This window comes from Acidobacterium sp. S8, assembly GCF_009765985.1.
Taxonomy (GTDB): Bacteria; Acidobacteriota; Terriglobia; order Terriglobales; family Acidobacteriaceae; genus Alloacidobacterium.
Genome location: NZ_LMUM01000037.1, coordinates 710,540 through 729,506 on the forward strand (window position 1 = coordinate 710,540; position 18,967 = coordinate 729,506).

Sequence of the window (18,967 nt, forward strand, 5' to 3'; positions counted from 1 at the left end):
GTCTGCGGGCGGAGATCAGTTGACGTAGTGAGAATTCCATCCTTCTTACGCAAGCACCTCGCCGACGACGCGTGCGGGATTCACCGTGGTTAGTTTCTGTTCCAGTCCCTGATAGGGATAGTTGAGTTTGCGGTGATCGAATCCCAGGGCATAAAGCATGGTGGCGTGCAGATCGCGCACCTCTACCGGGTCTTTCACGATCTCATAACCCATCGCGTCGGTTTCGCCGTGAGTGTATCCAGACTTTACGCCGCCACCCGCCATCCAGATGGTGAAGGCTCCGGGGTTATGATCGCGTCCCACAAACGGTGAGCCGCCATTGCGGTTCTCTTTCATCGACGTGCGGCCAAACTCTCCTCCCCATACAACCAGAGTGTCCTCCAGCATGCCGCGCTGTTTCAAGTCGTCAAGCAGAGCACCGATGGGTTGATCCGTTTCGCGGCAGCGATCCTGAAAGCCGAGATTAAGAGCTTCCTTTGCAGCTGCTCCGTGCGAGTCCCAACCCCAGTGGTAAAGCTGAATGAAGCGTACGCCACGCTCCGCAAGTCGACGCGCTACCAGGCAGTTATTTGCGAAGCTCGCCTCACCCGGCTTGGCTCCATAGGCCGCAAGCGTGGCGGCGGACTCTTTATGGATATCCATCGTGTCGGTTGCTTCTATTTGCATGCGGAAGGCCATCTCGTATTGGGCGATACGGCTTACGGTCTCAGGATCGCCGAACTCCTTGTGTTCTTGCCGATTGATCTCATCCACAACGTCGAGCATGCTGCGCCGAGCCTGTCGAGAGACTCCTTCGGGATTCTTCAAATAGAGCACGGGATCACCGTGGGACTGGCACTGCACGCCCTGATAGACACTGGGCAGAAAACCGGAGCCCCACAGTTGCTTGCCGCCGTCCGGCATGTTGCCGCCGGAGATGAGAACGATAAAACCAGGCAGGTTCTGGTTCTCTGTTCCCAAACCGTACGTCACCCATGACCCGATGGATGCATAGCCCAGGCGTGCATTGCCTGTTTGTACCAGCAGCTGGGCTGGAGCGTGATTGAACTGATCCGTCTTCATCGATTTGATGAAGCACAAGTCGTCCACATGCTTTTCGAGATGAGGCAAGCGGTCAGAGATCCACTGACCGCTTTGCCCCGCACGATGAAACGGATACTGCGGCCCGAGCAGTTTAGGAACACCGGTGATGAACGCGAAACGTTTGCCGGCAAGGAACGACAGAGGACAATCCTTTCCATCCAGATGGGCGAGATCTGGCTTGTAATCAAACAGTTCTAGCTGGCTTGGAGCCCCTGCCATGTGCAGATAGATGATGCGTTTCGCCGTCGGTGCAAGCTGAGGAGGAAGTACAGAGAGAGGGTTGGATGGGTCGCGTACGAAATCGATGCGGAGATTTCCATCGATGCCGCGATCTGCGGCGTGGAGGGAGCGACATAATTCGGGCAGCGATGCTCCAAGGAACATGGTGCCGACACCTGCTGTGAAGTTGCGGAGAAAGTGGCGACGTGTCTGCGCCTGCAGAGAAGCGAACTTCTCCGCCGGGAGCATCCCGGTCAACGCGGCTCGTTCCGGCTCTTCGGCGATGTGTGGATCGCAGTAGGTCTTCGGATCATCGTAATCGTGTTCACGCATCGTTATGTCACCTCACAAGGGCTGCATCGAGGTTGAAGAGAATATTACCTACAGTCGTTAAGCCGGTTATCTCGGCACTGTGAATACTGTGAGTGGAAGACGGATAGTTTGCTCGTACAAGTTTGGCTGAACCCTCGTTGCGAAGTGCGCGCTCATAAGCCTGACGCAGCAATGCCAGTTCTCGATCAGTTGGCGAGCGAGAGAGTACGAGTTCGGTCGCGTTGCGGAGCCGTTCTGTAAGGATATCCTCTCCCGTTCGGTTATCTGCCAGCGGCCGTGGCATGTTCATGACACGCAATGCGAGGGCGGTGGATGCCTCTTGATACACAGGGTCATTCAAGGTAACGAGAGCCTGCAGGGGAGTGTTTGTCGGGATGCGGCGGGGAAGCATGACATCGCGGTCCGAAGCATCGAAGATCAGGGCGCTCGGATATCCGGAGGTACGCTTCACGAAGGTATAGATTGCGCGGCGATAGCGGTTAGAGCCTGTGGCATCGGTCCACTTTTCCCCGCTGTAGACAGAGTTCCAAATGCCGGCTGGTTGAGGCGGCATGACCGGAGGACCACCGACGGTTGTATCGAGGAGACCGCTTGCCAAGAGCGCCTGATCGCGAACCATCTCCGCCGTAAGACGTTGGCGCGGGCCGCGCGCAAGCAGCCGGTTCTTAGGGTCACGTGCGAGCAGTTGCGGGGTCTCTACTGCGCTTTGCCGATAGGTTGCACTTGTGACGATCTCACGAATAAGCGCCTTCGTGTTCCAGTGGAGATCGTTCTGGAAGTGCAGCGCCAGGTAGTCCAGTAACTCTGGATGGCTTGGTAGTTCTCCAACGCTTCCAAAGTTCTCCAGTGTTTCTACGATCCCTGTTCCAAATAACTCTTCCCAGTATCGATTTACCGCGACGCGTGCAGTCAGCGGCTGGTCTGGCTGAAAGAACCACTTCGCCAGCGTCAGGCGGTTCCGTGGCGCTCCCTTTGGAAACTTCGGGAAGATTGCGGGAACGTCCGGCTCGAGGTCAGGGCCAACCTTGGTCAGGAAGTTGCCGCGTTCAAATTCAAGTGTGGCGCGCCGCTCATACGGCTGTTGTTCGACCATAACCGGAACGGGCACGGTTAAGATGTCGTGAAGTTGATTGTCCAGTGCGAACAGGTGATCGGTGTTGGCTTTGTGTTGGCCGATCGACTGCGTCCATTTTGTATCGTCACTCACATCGATACGCAACCGCATGATCTTGGCGGGTTTACTGTCGATATCGCCAACCTGTTTGATGTTTATTTCAACGTGAGCATCCTTCCCAATCGTGACAGGTTCCGCAGGCACCCCAATTATCCATCGGGCTTGAAAGAGCTTTGGAAGCGCTGCGAATGGACTTGGAATCTCTTCCTGGATTGTGCGCGGGGCAGCGGCGAAGGGGGTCTTCATCGGTGGCGCTGGTACCGGCGTTGCTTTGTCGACTCTCTTGTCGTGTTGGGGAGTCTTCGCAGCCGAATCTTCATCTGAGCGCAATGCCGAAGTGGGCTTCAGCACAACCTTTGCTGAGGTGGTGTTGGAAGGATTTTCCTTTGCTGCTGCCCGTGCTCCTGGCTTCTCTGTTTCCGCAAGTGGCTTCTCATCTTCTCGTTCGGCAGCCATCAGATTATCTTCTGAATCCTGCGCGAAGTAGGCCATGGGAACAGGTTTTTTCTGTCCCTCCGCCGTCACGACAAACACCTGAAGGCGATTGACGATGAAGCCATCTTCGGGAGTATGGGATGCCTTTTTCGCGTCAATGGGAGGAACCTGGATGCGCAGCGCGGTAATCTGCGACGAGGGAGATTTGCCGGCTAACTGATAGATCGACTGTGCGGGTGTCTCCGGCTTTGCGAAGGCTTCACCGTTTTTCAGGGTGAACGTCTTCGCCGGTCCGTTACGTTTTTCTGCAACTGCCATCTGCGCGCGCGACTCATCGAGAGTTTTTTTCGCGGAGACGATACTCTCGGCTTTCTGCTCAGCAGGAAGTCGCGTGTTTTTTTTCGCGCTCTCCAAAGCTTTCTCCAGCGTCGGAACCTTGTCTTTCAGGATGACAAGGTCGTCCGCACTAGCGCTATCAATGGGGAGTTGTTTCCATGCGGATGCTGCCTCCATAGCGCGATCCGAAGATTCAATGGAATGCACAAGAGAGCGCACATCGTCCTCCAGTTTGTCCGCTGCACCATACTGCGTGTGATCCAAGGGAACGGACAATACGGGAGTATCCTCTGTCAGATCGGAATCCCGCTGCGTGTTAAAAAAGGCTAGCGATTTGTAGTAGTCCGTGTGACGGATAGGGTCATACGGATGCGAGTGGCACTGTACGCAATTCATCGTGACGCCGCTTGTAACCTGCCAGGTCGTCGCAATCCGATCCATCACCGCAATCATGCGGTATTCTTCATCGTCCGTTCCGCCTTCATCATTGTTCGGTGTCAGGCGATGAAATGTCGTTGCAATGCGGTCGTTCATCGTTGCGGTTGGCAGCAGGTCGCCGGCGAGCTGACGAATCAAAAACTGGTCATACGGCATGTTGCTGTTAAATGCGTTGACTACCCAATCACGATACGGCCATACGTTACGTGACAGATCTTTCTCAAACCCCATCGAATCGGCGTAGCGAGCGAGGTCGAGCCACATACTGGCCCAGCGTTCGCCATATCGTGGTGATGCGAGCAGTCGATCGACCTGTTTCTCGTAACCATTGGAAGAGTTGTCCGCAGCAAACGCAGCTTCTTCCTGCAGCGTAGGCGGCAGTCCGGTAATGTCGAGCGAAGCACGACGCAATAGCTCAGACTTGCTTGCCTCCGGGGAAGGTGACAGATGCTCCTTTTCAAGTCTGGCCAGAACGAAAGTGTCCAGCGGCTGACGAATCCAACCCTTCCGTTGTACTTCGGGTAGAGGTTGTGGTTTTGGTGGTACAAACGCCCAGTAATCGTCGAACTGAGCGCCTTCCTTGATCCACTGGCGCAGGACCCCGATCTGCTGATCGCTCAACCTGGGGCCGTGATAGGGCATGTGTGCTTCGGAATCATGGGAGAGGACCCGCACCATGAGCTCGGAGCCATTGGGATTCCCCGGAACGATGGTGCGATGTCCACTCTTTCCAGTCCCTAAAGCCTCGTCCCGGAAGATGAAGGAGACGCCAGCCTTCTGGCGTACTCCGCCATGGCAACCTACGCAATTCTGATTGAGGATGGGGCGTATATCGCGACTGAAGTTGACTTGGCCTACGTGGGAGGCAGCTATTTGTCGGCTATGTAGAGCGTGTCTTGCGAAGCCGATCGCAACAATAGCGACAACCAGGGTAGCTACTGAGGTGATCGTCGCTCGCCGTCGCGAAGGTTCCACGATCTTCATGTTACAGCTGATATTCCTTGAAGTGGTCTCCGGTACGCGCTTGGAAAGGGTAAAAAGACCGCCCCATCATCGCATCAGCAGGCTCGAAGCGAAGGCAGCCATTGTTACTACGGACGCTCTCAAGTGCTTCAGCGGGCTCCTTAACGCCGCCGAAGTAATAGAGCCCGTTATGAGCGCCTATCCAAAGAAATCGATAAGTCGCTTGCGAAAGAGCTCCCATCCTTTGGGCGGCCGCACCTGTTTGGTAAGGCTGTACTGCAGATAACGGACGGTCGAAAGAAAGGGAGCCAAGCGCCAGGTTCAATGAAGTTTGATGAACAGGTGCATCCCATCCTGCCAACCTGAGTGATGAACAGGAGAATATATTTATCAGATCTAGTGAACTAATGTCGGGAACAATTGCTTCAATAAAAAAGTTAGGCAACTGTAGCATTCCAGAGGCTTTGCCATATCTGCAACTTCTTTTCCGCAATTGAAGTCACACCGAGGAAATAAGAAACGACTCACTCCAACCTATTCGCAACACGCTAACCAGTTCAGCGAAGGCTGGCGTCGTGGGTTAATGGTGCCGTATGTCTTTAACATGGGTCTTGCGGGGGATCGCTAGTAATAAGGAAAGTAACGCACGACCAATACGCGATCATCGATCGAAACCGTTATTGAAAAAGGATGTTTATTTAAAAAGGCGTGAAAGCCTCCCCATGGGAGGCTCGTGATGTAGATCTCTTAAGTTGTTGATTCTAAATGGTGGCCAGAGACGGGATCGAACCGCCGACGCCGGCCTTTTTCAGGGCCGCCTAGCAAGCGAATTAAGTGGTCTAGAATCAGTGGATATCATTGAGACGATTAGCCTTGTGCCCTCCTCCTTTTAGGATGGTTTAGGACCATTTGGGATGGTTTCGACCGTACGATGGTCGTGTATTGGTCGTGTATTGGTCGTGTGACCCCGACGCTAAGATTCTGGACCATTCGATAGAATGAACCGCTCCGCAAAATGGATCGCCACTGAATAGGGCAGACACCAGCACTATGATGCCATCAGTGATGGATGAGCTCATGAAGAAATCCGCAGCGCATCAGTTAGTTGCGATCTCTTTTCCAAGAAGCCAGTTTGTCGGCCGCTTGGTGAAGACGTAGACCGATCTGAATAGCTCAATGAGTGCATTGCCCTGATATGGAGTGACCGTGTCAACTCTGCGAAGTCTGTGGGTGTCTTTGTAGTTGCTCTTTCTCTTTCTCGAGGACAGAGCGAGTAGCAGCCGGGGCAGGTTGAGCGACGATTGATCAGTCTGATATTCGCGGGTCGGAACCGCATAATCATGATCCGTCGGGAGCTGCCTCTGACTGTTATCGCGAATCCGGCTGAGCCTGTCGCATAGGACAAACGAGGGTTCTCCTTCGTGCGTGCTTTGGCTGCTGCCGGCTCTGTGCTCGAAATTGACGGTGATATTCATTGATCGAATTGTTTTTTGCTTTTGTCTTTCCTGTCGTCATGCCGCGATGCGCTGCTTGGCGACCATTTCAGCCTTTGATCCAATGGCCCAGATGAAGCCCAGTAGTTCACGGGCAACTGCCGTGACGATCTTCCTCTGGTCCTTGCCGGCTGCACCCAGTTTCATATACCGGTTGTGCAGCCGGTGTTGTGCCTTCCACGCAATCTCTTTCGCCTCTTGGGAGATGCTCTCCTGTCGTCTGCGCAATCCGTACCAGATACAGGGTGGACGACGATAGCTCCATGCGGCTTCGACGACGATTCGTCGCAGGTGTGCGTCGCCGGTCTTGGTGATGCTGCCACGCCTCGTTCGCCTACCACTGGAATCCTCGCTGGGCACAACTCCGCAATAGCCCATCAGTTGTCGGGCACTGTCGAAGCGGGATACCTGGCCCAGCTCGGCAGCAATGGTCACAGCCGAGATATCTGCGATACCGCGCAGTGCTTGCAGATCGTTGATGACCTGCTGTAGTGCGGGCGAGGCCAGCTTGACTGCCTCCGTAATGGCCTGCTCCAGACGCGCTACCCGTTCGCGCGTGGACTCCTGAGCGATCTGTGTGAAGCGTAGCTGCGCGACCCAGATGAGGTGAGGGCGCGTCCATGGTCTCACTCCGGACGGCGGACGCTGGCCTGAGCGCAACAGAAACTTGCTCAACCGATGTCGTGCCCGCATCTGATCCTGCTTGACTGCTTCGCGAGCTCGCACCAGATCGCGCAATGCCTCGGAACCTTCATCCGGAACCCACACTGCCGTTAGATCTTCGGATCGATAGCAACGAGCCAGCTTTTCCGCATCGCGTCGATCTGTCTTCACTCGATACAGGGTCCAGCCGGTGGCTGCGTTGCCTACTCCCGATCGCGCGTAAGGGAGAGGCATACGAGCCAGCTTTGGCCGATCGAGAGTGGAAAGTGGCACTATGTGGTTTCCTGTGCCGAGTGAGGCGGTATGTAGCCACACTGCGATAATACGGCCCAAAGCGAGTCAGAAGCGGTGTGCCTGGCCAAAGATACTCAACGGGGAGACTCCCATTAATCCAAGTGAGCATCGATGTACGGGCTTCGATTATCCCGCTTCGCATTCAATTGACAATTGGCGCGAAATCGCCAATGCACTCATCGACGATCAGATTAGACTCATCATGGCGGCTTATGTTTCCGCAAGTTTAGAGATGTCCTGCACGCCGTTCCCAGGTTGCGGGCTCAGACTTCTGTCTTGCGACTCATCAATTACAGCAAGGTACGCTAGGTGAAGAAATCTCGGAATTCGCATTGCTCGATGATTGCTATTGCAATCAATTGCAATCGCAGCTCGATGGTTGTTTGCAATTAGCTGTAGAAGTGCTTCTTCCGAATCAATACAGAATTCTTGGATCTGCTCGAACCGGAGCGGAGTCGAAGCATAAACCTCATCGGCAATTAATCAAACCGATAGTGAACCCGCCTTGATGGGGGCTTTTTTCGCGCTCCAGCGATGCCCTGAAGAGCATTCCAAATCGAGCTTAGTGGAAGCTCCCAAGTAGGTCTGGAAAGACGTTGTCCTCCGTGTGTTGCTGCGAGTGCAACAACATCATCAAGGTTACGCCGACGGCCTCCGCTCTGCGGCAGATCCATAGGTTACGGATCTCGCGTCACCAGGCGGTGCGCAGCACCATCCCGCTAGTCTCTTCCTGCACCATGCCCACGGCTCCTTGCTGAGAGAGTAGTAGCGATCCGAACGCATGGTCGTCGACATGGTCGTCGAGAAGGATTCGGTTGTCCTGGCGGTGGGCCGGTGTCAGCACGGACTCCAGATTGCCGGCGTCATCTACCCGGAACAAAGTAACACGATCCCAACTTTGGGATGGTTCCGACGGTCCCGGCGAGTAAATCGCCGGCCCTTTGTCTTCCGGACGGGTGAAGCGCAGGACTGCGTAGTTGGCGTCGGAGTCGCGGCGGAAAATCTGGAGCTTCACGTCCCTGTTGCCAACCACGACGCGTGTTGACTCCGTCTTTGCCGGCGTATGGTCGAACTGAATGGTCCCTCGCGAGAGCGAGCGCGCAGTATTGGCATTCGTCGCCTCGCGGCTGGGCCAGACCAGCAAGTCACGGGCGTCTTCCACCAAGGACGCTTCTCCAGTTTGTATGGCTGCGGCGACATCGGCGTCATACTTCCACGGCTCGACCATCTCGCCGATGAGCACAAACCTGTCTGCGGAGATTCGAAATCCCAGACCGCGCACCGCGACGTCCACGCGCTGATTATTCGGCAACCGCAGCGCGTACCTGGATTCCGCAACCACAAGGGTGGGAATGTAGCGCGTCCGCATCTCCGACTCCCAGGCCCTCTGCGACTGTCGCAGCAAGTTCAAGGGGGAGCCGCCCAGGTCGAGGGCAATCTGCGCCGCGCCCAGCGTGGCGAGCGCGGCCGCCTGCCCTACGACGCCACCGGGAATCTCCATCGGGATCGTCACCTTGACGGGCACGTCGACGTGAGCGACGCCGCCCAGGATTCGTTCCAGACCCAGGCCCAGGTCGACCCGGGCATTTCCTTCGACTACCGCCTTCTGATCGCGCACCACCTCCTCCAGCGGTTCCAGCGAATCGAGATCGCGAAAGTATATCGTCAGCGGGATCGGCGGCAGGGTCAAAGAGTCGCCTTTGTCCAGCGTCAGAGATTGCCGCAGCGGACTGAGGTAAACGGGGAGGCGCCCGAGGCGCATGTGTGCGAAGCGAACTTGTTTGATCTTTAGGCTTCGGGTCGAAGTGACATGGCTTTGTACATCGAAGCGGAAGCGGTCGGAACTTACATCCGCGAGGGTCACCGTATCGATAGAAACCTCGACTGGCCGGGTCTGTGGGCCGGGCAGTTGACTCGCCATCGCCGTTCCAGCCAGCGCCACCATGGTCATCAAGGATTTCGATAACACCTTCAGATTTGCGTGTCCATTTCTCCCCCCAACCGATGGGAACGGTTGGGGGTATGCAGAGATAAGCGGGGTGCTAATCAGAGTATCGCAAGCCGGGCAAGGCTCAATCGCTCACGCTCGTGTGCCTTGTATTCAGAGGTCGGCGTGATTGCCGAAGGATAGCATAGGGCGAAAGATAAGTACGCACCGGATTGCCGGAAAATCCACCAAGATATTGTTGTCCTCGCATGGAAATAAGGGCTATACTTTGTCGAACTACCGGGCGGTAAGTCCCGCATCGACTGAAGCGCGCTTCTTAAGCCCGGAATCCTCTCCCCAAATTTAAGAGCCGGAATCTAGTTTAAGAACCGGAATCCAGAGGCGGCCGCCAGCATGGGATTGGAAGTAGGCCAAAACGTCGGCGATTACGAGATTTTAGGCGTGCTCGGCACTGGTGGAATGGGGGAAGTCTACCGGGTCCGGAATACGCTTTCCGATCGTATTGAGGCGATGAAGGTCCTTTTACCTGATCTCACCGCCGAACCCGAAACAGCGGCGCGCTTCATGGCTGAGATCCGGATTCTCGCCGCCTTTAGCTATCCTAATATCGCGCGGCCCCGCACGGCTTTCCACCTCGATAACCAGCTGGTGATGATGATGGAGCTGGTCGAGGGTCAGACTGTTGAATATAAAGTAAAACGGGGTCGCATCCCGCAGCACGAAGCGCTGGGTCATGTGCTGCAGCTTCTTTCTGCTTTGAGCTACGCCCACGCGAGGGGTGTTGTCCATCGCGACATCAAGCCGGCCAACCTGATGGTAACGCCGTTGGGGGTGGTGAAGCTAATGGATTTCGGCATTGCAAAGTCCGAGATCCAGGCTCGGCTTACGCGCCCCGGGACCACTGTCGGATCACTGCATTACATGTCTCCGGAGCAGATGCGTGGCGGCACCGTGGACCCAAGGTCGGATCTATACTCGGTCGGCGTCCTGCTGTACGAGCTGTTGACTGGGCGGCGTCCCTTTGAATCCAACGGCGTCTACAGCATTGTTCACATGCAGCTCAACATGGCGCCGCAGTCGCCGATCGAAATCAATCCCCTCATTTCGAGGCCTTTAAACAATCTGATTTTGCAGTCGCTTGCCAAAGATCCGGCTGGGCGCTTCCAATCCGCCGAAGCCTTCGCCAAGGCGCTGCGGGCTTTGACCGCCCATCGGCCTGAGCCAAAACCGATGGGGTTTCCCCGAGCTGCCGCGCCAAATCCTTCAGGCCTCGCTCGTCCGATCGCCCCTCGATCCTCATCACCAGGGCGAGCCGCCGCTATTTTGGTTGCACCAGTTTCGTCTCCGGCAGCGAGAGCCGCTCCCCAGTCCGCACCGCAGCTACCCAACCTGCCGTCCTTCTGGAACCGCATAGGCTGGGTTGGGGTCGGAGCGTTCGCTGTGATCGTAATTGCTGGAGCCGCAGTCGAGCTTCCTCTGTTGCTGAAAACGGGTGCGCCGGCGGACGACGGATCGAGCGTTCGCGCCTCAACCGCCGCACCAACGTCGGCCGACGCTGCCGACCGCGACTATACACAGGCCCGCGAACAGGAGCTTCAACTGGAATCGAGGGCAAGCGCCGTTCGTGCCAAGCTCGCTCGCCATTCGGCAACTGGTAGAGGGGCGCGACCGGAAATGGATCGAGAATACACTCAAATGCATTCCCATCTTCAAGCCGCCGAGGACGACCTGAAAATCAGGAATATAGTTGCTTCACGCACGGAGATGGAAAAGGCGCAAAACGATATATGGGCCCTTGAATCAAAACTCAGTCAATAGGAGCTGGAAGCTTAATGTTAAATAAGTTCGCAGTTTTTATCCTTGGATTGTTGTTTGCCGTCCTGCCATCGACTGCGCAAAAACGGAAAGTTACTGTCATGGACTTTGGCTATGCCACGGTTAGGACGCAGGTCCAGGCCTACTTTGGCACCGACCAGGACATCGGGAAGGGGATCTCCGACCTGTTGATCGCCCAGCTCGTTGATGGCGGCGACTATCGAGTCATCGAGCGCTCGGCGCTGGACAAGATCATTAAGGAACAGAATTTCTCCAATAGTGATCGCGCCAATCCGGCCACCGCAGCGAAGATTGGCGGTCTGTTGGGCGTAGACGCCATGATCATTGGTGATATCACCGCTTTCGGCAACGATGACAAGCACTATGGCGGTAGTAGCGCCGGCTGTGCCGTCTGGCACGGCTGCGGGGTCGGAGGGCTCGGCATCTCCAAGAAAAAGGTCATCGTCGAAATTACGGCCCGTATGGTGGACGTGAATACCGGTGAGATTCTCGCTTCGGTCACCGGCAGGGGCGAAGTAGAGAAGTCCGGAGTAACGGGCGGTGGTGGGGGTGGTAACGGTTGGAGTGGAGGAGGCGGCCAGTTTGACATGGGCAGCACCAACTTCCAGCAATCCTCAATAGGCCAGGCGACGAAGCAATCGGTCGCCCAGGTTGCGACGGGTCTTGATTCCAAGGCCAGCCTGATTCCCCCGCCTGCGGCCGCTGCAGCTCCGCCACCCCCGCCACCGCCTCCGCCGTTAGATGGAGTAATTGCGGATGCCTCAACAGCTGACATCATCCTGAACGTGGGCTCGAAGGACGGCATCAAGATAGGCGATTCGCTTAATGTCGTGCGAGAGGGGAAGGTCATCAAGGACCCCGTCACCGGCAAAGTTCTGCGTACCATCGAAACTCCGATCGGAACACTGAGTGTTACCAGCGTCGATCCGGATTCTTCCGTTGCGAAGTTTACCGGTACCGGCAAACCGCAGGTTGGAGATCACGTCAAGCGGCCGCCAACCTCTTAGAGGTATTTTTACTTCCAGTATCGAGTTTGCAGGAAATCGCGACGGCGGGTTGCCAGGTATGCATCTGACGTAGGAATGCTATAGATTGCGATTTTTAGAATGCCGGTCATACCAGCGAGGTGTCGCGTGACTCTTCTCTACTGAGAATGGCCGCGCCACAACCGTCAGACTGGTAAGAAAAATACCCTGCAAAGAGCACTTAGCGGCCCAGAAACTTCTGAAGCTGAGCAATATCAGTTTCTGCCAAGCCGGCAAAGCGATCGGCACGATCGGCGTCGTGGGCTTCGAGCGCCTTCTGTGCCTTCGACAGATTCAGATTCATGCCCGATTGCTGCGATGACACATCCCCTCGCAGCGACATGCCATCCTTTTGCATCTGGCTCTGCATGGTGTTCAGGCTGTTGTTGATGGCGGTGGCGTGAGTTGTATCTGTATCGATCCTCAATTCCAGATTGTCGAGTTGCTTCTGGAGCTCGGGACTTATCGTCGTCGCCGAGGTCGGCGTTGCTGGCGGGGGCGTGTATTCAGGTCTTGGCGCGGGTGCCATGGCAGGAGCGGCGATAGCCACCTGGGCCTTAACCGCGACCGACGGGTGTGGTGTATTGGGTATCACAGTCGCGGCTGGCTTGGCAGGAACGGCATGTGCGGTAGTGGCCGGCGCAACATTCGCCGCGCCACCATTGTCCGCGGTCGGTGCACTTGAGGAGGCTCTAGACGATGCATGATGGTTCGCCAGGTAGATAGTCGGGGCGCCGATCGCGGCCAACCCTAGGATGGCGCCCGAGGCAATAGACACAGCCCTGCGCCCGGAGGCGGCTGGGGGACGATTCGCCAGGGCCGCGGGTTGCGCGGCCTGCGCGCCCGACGATCCCCTGGTGGCAACCTGCGTCATCTCACGCGCCACGGATGCGGGCGAGATAATCAGCCCCGAGGGGGAACTCTCGACCACTGTAGCCATTCGGGCGGAGGGCAGAGCCTCAGTTGCAAATGGCTCCGGCCCGGTTGCGGCCGCGCCTTGCGCTTTGAGCAGCGCGTTGCGAAAATCATCGGCAGACTGAAAACGGTCGTTCGGGTCTTTCGCGATGGCGGTCAGAATGATCTCATTCAAGCTGGACGGCAGCCATGGCCGCAGCTCCATTGGGGGCTTCGGCGACTCCTTGACATGCATCGCCATCAACTCGTAATCACTGGTGGCGTTGAACGGCCGCTGTCCTGTCACAATCTCATAGAGTGAAATGCCGGTGGAGTAAACATCCGATCGGACGTCCACGGCTTGCCCGGTAATCTGCTCTGGGGACATATAGTTCACCGAACCGAGTGTGGTGCCCGTCTGGGTCATACTGCGCTCGGATGCTGAACGGGCGATGCCGAAATCCATCAGCTTCACCACATGGTCGGCGGTTAGCATCATGTTGGAAGGCTTGATATCGCGATGAATCACGCCTTTCCGGTGCGCATAACTCAAGGCAGCTAGTACCTGGCAGATGAAGCTCGTGCCATCTTCCACTGAAACCCGGCCCTGGCCGATCAATTCATCGAGGGTAACGCCCTCGACGTACTCCATTATCATCACGAGCTGGTTATCACACGTCAGCGCGGTGCAGAGCGTGGCAATGTTGGGATGATTGAGGCTGGCGAGCAGTTTGATCTCTCGCAGGAACCGGGCGGCAAGTTCCTGCCGCCCTGCAAGATCGGGAAGCAGCACCTTCATGGCTTCCACACGATCGGAGATCACATTCCGCACCCGGTAGACCTTGCCCATGCCGCCGCTGCCGAGCACACCCAGGATTTCGTAGTCACCAATCTGCTGGTTGGCCTCTGCGCCCATATTCGTGTCCTCGTAAGTCTATCCGGGGATATTCGCACCATAGTCCGTTTAGAAGAGATTGCTTCTGCCCGGTGTGGTACTATCTGGCCGATCTTTCGAGTCAATGGGATGGTATCGCCCCGTTATTGAAAGATCAAGCGCTCTCTCAAGGGTCTTATCTACCCGATTCAATGTATTGGTTACCCCGCAAAATATGAAATTTCGCGGAGTATTGGTTTGTCTTCGGTCCGGGATGGGATTACCTTGTTATGACCGACGCGGGTAGGATTTCAGTCCAATGCCTTTTCCGACCGAGACGCAGAGTGCGAAGATCATCCGGATTGGGCGTTCTCCGGATTCCAATGTTGTGCTGGATTTTCCCATCATCTCCTGGGAACATGCGCGCATCCTGTATGTCAACGGCGAATACATTCTGGAAGATCTGAATTCGCGCAACGGAACCGCGCTGAACCATATTCAAAACAAGATCAGCCGAACCGTTGTTCAGCCGTATGACAATGTATATTTTGGTTCGCTGAAAGTTCCAGTGAGCCGTCTGCTGGCAGAACAGGGCACCGCCATCGGATCTGCCGCTTATGAGCAAGTCGCCTTGAAAGAAGAGGCCTTTGTGCTGGGCCGGGACCCTCAATGCGATCAGCCGCTCGATGATCCTTTGGTTTCCTGGCACCATGCGCGAATTACAAAGTCGGGCACCAGGATCTTTGTCGAAGACCTTTCCTCGCTCAATGGGACTTTTGTCGACGGTGTGCCCGTATCGGGCAAGGTCGAGGCGAAGGCGGGGCAGGAAATTGAATTGGGCAAATTCCATTTCCGGGTGCTTGAAGGGGGCCAACTCGAACGCCGCGAATATCACGGTAATGTCTCCATCGAAGCCGCGGCAATCACCGTAAACGCGCCTAACGGGACCCGTCTTCTCGATCCGATCTCCTTCACCGTTTATCCGTCGGAAATGGTTGCGCTCATGGGTCCGGCGGGCGCAGGGAAAACCACGCTCCTGAAGGCATTGAACGGTTATTCCCCGCCAGCCAGCGGACAAGTCTTGTTCAACAGTTCAGATCTCTATAAGTCCTACGATCTCTTCCGGCTGCAGATGGGGTATGTTCCTCAGGATGATATCGTCCACTCGCAGCTCACGGTGCGGGAAGCGCTCTACTTTTCGACCAAGTTGCGCACCGATCTCACGGACGCCGAGATCGAACAGAGGATCGATTCGATTCTCGAACAACTCGGCATCCTCGACAAAAAGAACACGTTGATCGGTTCTCCCGAACAAAAGGTACTAAGCGGCGGACAGCGGAAGCGCGTCAACATTGCAATGGAGCTCATTACCGATACTCCCGTGCTCTTCCTCGATGAACCGACCTCGGGTCTTTCGTCTTACGATGCTGAAGGCGTGGTCGACCTGCTGAAGCGTTTCGCCGGCGAAGGCAAGACGATCATCACGACGATCCACCAGCCTAGCGTTGTCGTTTACCGGAAGTTCGACAATCTGATCATGATTTCGCGCGATCGCGGAGGGTGCGGGGCGCTGGCCTACTTCGGTCCCGCGTACCCGGAGTCGATCGAGTTTTTCAATAACTCCCACAAAGAAGAAAAGACGGAATCCGCCAAATCGACGAAGGATCTCAGTCCGGAGATGTTGTTGACGGGGCTGGCCGGCGCGAAGACGTCGGAATGGTGCGAGCGCTTCCAGCAATCCAAATATTACAAGTTGTTTGTCGAAGGCCGGGCCGGGAAGGCCGCCGGAAATCGGGAACAGTCCACCGCCTCGCGACGGTTCAATTTCACTCAATGGTTCACTCTCTTGCGCCGCAACCTCATCCTTAAGATGAGAGACCGGGCCCAGTTGATGATTACGCTGCTGCAGGCGCCATTGTTTGCCGCACTCATCGTGCTGGTGTTCAGCGGGTTGAAGGAGCCTCCGGACATTCACAGTCTCGTTGACGCGGCTCCAACGTCGGCTACTGCCGGTTCCTTGCAGACGGCGGTCAAGGCGTTCAGCGAACTCGGCGCAAGCATCGCCGGGATTGAGTTCCTGATGGTCGTCGCCGCTATATGGTTTGGCTGCAATAATGCAGCTCGCGACATCGTCGGCGAGTGGACTGTTTACCAGCGAGAACGCATGGTAAACCTCAAGCTACCTTCCTACGTCTTCGCGAAATTTACGGTCTTGGCGGCGCTATGCACCTTTCAATGCCTGGTGCTGTTGGGCATCGTATATTTTGCCTGCGGATTGAAAGGCAGCTTCGTCCAGGCAGCCGGCTTGCTGGTCCTCTCTTCGCTGGTGGGCGCCTCGCTCGGTCTGGCGATTTCGGCGCGAAGTCCAACGACCGAAACCGCCATCGCCTTGCTACCTGTAGTCCTGCTTCCAATTATAGCTTTGGGCGGCGGTATTCGGGCAGTCTACAAAATGCCGGGCGTCACCCAGTGGATCAGCTACGCGGTTCCCTCGAAGTGGGCCTTTGAGCGCAACGTGGTTGACGAGGCCAGGGGACATGTTTGCGGCTATCTGCCCGGCCTGCAAAAATGGGACGCGTGCCCCTCGGGGGGACACGGGGTTGACGCCGCGACGATGCAAATGCCTGAGGCGGTCCAAACTAACGACGGACAGAAAGAACCTGCTCCGCTCAATCATGGCCGCAGCCTCCGTCATTCTTATGCCAGGTCCGCGGTCGCATTAGGTGGGATGCTGGTCGTCCTGTTGCTCTCGACCCTTGCATTCCTAAAGATGCGCGACATTCTTTAGTAGTGACATTCTCTGGTATTAGTGCGTCGAACGTTTCGGGAGAGATCGATGGGCATGAAAGAGTTGTTTGGCCGGGTCAGGGAAAAATTCAACGGCGATGAAGCACAGAGCTCTCCTTCTTTTGATGTGGCAGTACGCTGTCACAAAGGCAAGATGCGGGAAGAAAATCAGGACCGTGCGGCCATTTACACCATGCCTTTAGGAGCGCTTCTTGTTGTTGCAGACGGAGTGGGCGGACTGAGTGGCGGAGCTTTGGCTGCCCAGACGGCTGTCGAAGGCTACGGAAGCTTCCTGGCATCTGTGGATAGTGGTACAGACCCGAACACCGCCCTCCAACGTGCGACGCAGACCGTTAATCAAGCAATTTGCGACAAGCAAGTGACGACGAGGCAATCGATGGGCTCGACAGTAGTTCTGGCGCTTGTGCGCGGCACAACCGCTCATATTGGTCACGCAGGCGACAGCCGCGCCTACCTCATTCGAGAGGATACGATGTCACGCTTGACGCGGGACCACTCGATCGTCCAGAAAATGGTGGACCGCGGAATCATTTCAGATGCTCAATCCCGAAGCCACCCCGACGCGAGCGTACTCACGCGTAGCCTCGGCCAGAAAACCGTGGAGTTGGAGTTGTCTGAGACGAAGTTGGCTGCCGGAGACGCTCTGCTGCTATGCTCGGACGGTTTATGGGCCTATGTGGAAGAAGACGCTCTGCGCGAAACTGCAAGCTCACCCCTGTTGACAGCCGAGCAGTCCGCAGAGGCCCTCCTTTGTCGAGCGCTGGAGGCGGGAGGCGCGGACAACATCGGCATCATATTCTTCAGAGTTTCACCGAGCGGAATGGTTTGAACGAGTAGAGCTGATGGCTGCGAGGATCTGCGCAGAATCGGTCATTGGGTAAAGAGAACCAAATGATCATGTAGGCTGATTATGCCGGTTTCTGGTTGATCTGCTGGATATTGAGCAGCGCGGTACCGGAGACCTTTCACGTGGTCATGATGGTGTAGTAGTCGAGCTTAGCGGGAAAGTCTTCGGCCTTCTCGACCTCTTCGCGGATCTCCGCCGGCTGGAGCGACTTCGAGGGTTCTTTGAGCTTGCACTGCGCGCCGTACATAGGGCTCTCGCCCATGGTGTCGAAGATGTCGACTCCGAGCTGCTCCTCGCCCTTCTTTCCCAACCGTTTCAGGTCGGGCCGATTCGAGTGGCGTTTCAGGATCGCAAGACAGAGCTCTTCGAAGACAACCTCTGATTCCCGGAGGGTTTATAGAATATGGGTTCATCATGCTTAGTACAGTTTCTTCGTCCTCTCAATCAACATCATAAACAGGGATAAGAGAAGAGCACCTCCGTTCCGAAGGACCTTGCCAATTCTGGACATCGGCCCTTCGAGAACGGGCTCCAGTCTCTAGTAAATCCAGAGAGAGCAATGAAAGAGCGTCGATCGATGATAAATCGCCGAGGCACTCATCGACCATAGAGCGCGAGCTACATGTCCGAATAGTCGACATGTCGGACAAGCCTTCCCTCATAACAAAGGCGCTCGCAGTCTTTAAAATCTTTACCAACCGGCGTATTGCATAATTGAAGGAGACGGTCATGTTTCGATTGAGAGACCGGTGGCCCGTTGCTATTCACAGCAGGCGTTAGCGTGGCCCGTTGCTGTGCGGGGTCTCACTTTCGGATCCGCTAAAATATGTCGCCACAAGTTGATTTATACAATAATTCGTACTCCAACTACGAGACAGATGTCTATCGGCAGATCCGGCTTGCAACCTATGGAGAAGATCTCGGTCAGACAAGCTGGGTGACAAACGAAGAATCCAGGGAGATACCTCAGATGTTGGATCTCACCCCAGCCTCCTGCGTGCTGGAAATTGGCTGTGGATCAGGAAGATACGCAGTGCAAATTGCTGAGACCTCAGACTGCCGCGTGGTGGGAGTTGACATCAACGCCGACGGCCTCCGCAACGGCAACGCACTCGCGCATGCTCGAAACCTCTCGGACCGGGTACGCTTCGAGCACTGCGACGCTTCTCGGGGATTGCCCTATCCCGATGTCAGCTTTGACGCGGCCTTCGCGAACGATGTCATGTGCCATGTTCCCGGACGGCTCGGGGTGCTGCATGAACTGTTCCGTATTCTGAAACCGGGCGGCCGGCTCTTGTTCAGTG

Annotated in this window: 12 protein-coding genes; 5 read left to right on the forward strand and 7 right to left on the reverse strand. The window is 56.1% G+C overall.

From position 1 onward, the window contains the following. Nucleotides 1-45: 45 nt before the first annotated feature. The 5 genes from GSQ86_RS21740 to GSQ86_RS21760 form a co-directional block, all read right to left on the reverse strand. On the reverse strand, nt 46-1,635 hold the full coding sequence (locus tag GSQ86_RS21740; RefSeq protein WP_216841250.1) for a DUF1501 domain-containing protein: 1,590 nt from the start codon (nt 1,633-1,635) through the stop codon (nt 46-48). Between the two features lie 7 nt (nt 1,636-1,642). Then, entirely contained in the window at nt 1,643-5,002 is a 3,360-nt protein-coding gene (locus GSQ86_RS21745) for a PSD1 and planctomycete cytochrome C domain-containing protein (protein WP_158752248.1), read from the reverse strand. 1 nt (nt 5,003) lies between these two features. Next, nucleotides 5,004-5,426, reverse strand: a complete 423-nt coding sequence (locus GSQ86_RS21750) for a hypothetical protein (RefSeq protein ID WP_158752249.1) — start codon at nt 5,424-5,426, stop codon at nt 5,004-5,006. A 1,066-nt stretch (nt 5,427-6,492) separates the two neighbouring features. After that, entirely contained in the window at nt 6,493-7,410 is a 918-nt protein-coding gene (locus GSQ86_RS21755; RefSeq protein WP_254062544.1) for an IS110 family transposase, read from the reverse strand. Between the two features lie 712 nt (nt 7,411-8,122). Beyond that, entirely contained in the window at nt 8,123-9,400 is a 1,278-nt protein-coding gene (locus tag GSQ86_RS21760; RefSeq protein ID WP_158752250.1) for a hypothetical protein, read from the reverse strand. A gap of 372 nt (nt 9,401-9,772) precedes the next feature. Here GSQ86_RS21760 and GSQ86_RS21765 point away from each other — a divergent pair, with 372 nt between their 5' ends. Continuing rightward, complete coding sequence (locus GSQ86_RS21765) at nt 9,773-11,197, forward strand: serine/threonine-protein kinase (protein WP_158752251.1); 1,425 nt, start codon at nt 9,773-9,775, stop codon at nt 11,195-11,197. Between the two features lie 14 nt (nt 11,198-11,211). Continuing rightward, complete coding sequence (locus tag GSQ86_RS21770; RefSeq protein ID WP_158752252.1) at nt 11,212-12,222, forward strand: CsgG/HfaB family protein; 1,011 nt, start codon at nt 11,212-11,214, stop codon at nt 12,220-12,222. A 199-nt stretch (nt 12,223-12,421) separates the two neighbouring features. On the opposite strand, the gene GSQ86_RS21775 is transcribed toward GSQ86_RS21770, so the two are convergent. Next, complete coding sequence (locus tag GSQ86_RS21775; protein WP_158752253.1) at nt 12,422-14,050, reverse strand: serine/threonine-protein kinase; 1,629 nt, start codon at nt 14,048-14,050, stop codon at nt 12,422-12,424. 277 nt (nt 14,051-14,327) lie between these two features. Between GSQ86_RS21775 and GSQ86_RS21780 the strand changes: the two genes are divergently transcribed. Together GSQ86_RS21780 and GSQ86_RS21785 are read left to right on the forward strand one after the other, a co-directional pair. Next, nucleotides 14,328-16,796: an ATP-binding cassette domain-containing protein gene (locus GSQ86_RS21780; protein WP_158752254.1), complete on the forward strand. Its 2,469-nt coding sequence runs from the start codon at nt 14,328-14,330 to the stop codon at nt 16,794-16,796. A gap of 54 nt (nt 16,797-16,850) precedes the next feature. Then, complete coding sequence (locus GSQ86_RS21785) at nt 16,851-17,645, forward strand: PP2C family serine/threonine-protein phosphatase (protein ID WP_158752255.1); 795 nt, start codon at nt 16,851-16,853, stop codon at nt 17,643-17,645. A 136-nt stretch (nt 17,646-17,781) separates the two neighbouring features. Here the strand turns inward: GSQ86_RS21785 and GSQ86_RS21790 are convergent, their stop codons facing one another. Continuing rightward, a complete protein-coding gene (locus tag GSQ86_RS21790) occupies nt 17,782-17,973 on the reverse strand; it encodes a hypothetical protein (RefSeq protein WP_158752256.1) in 192 nt (63 codons plus the stop codon). A 660-nt stretch (nt 17,974-18,633) separates the two neighbouring features. Here GSQ86_RS21790 and GSQ86_RS23205 point away from each other — a divergent pair. Continuing rightward, the coding region (locus GSQ86_RS23205; RefSeq protein ID WP_216841251.1) for a class I SAM-dependent methyltransferase at nt 18,634-18,967 on the forward strand (334 nt) is incomplete at its 3' end.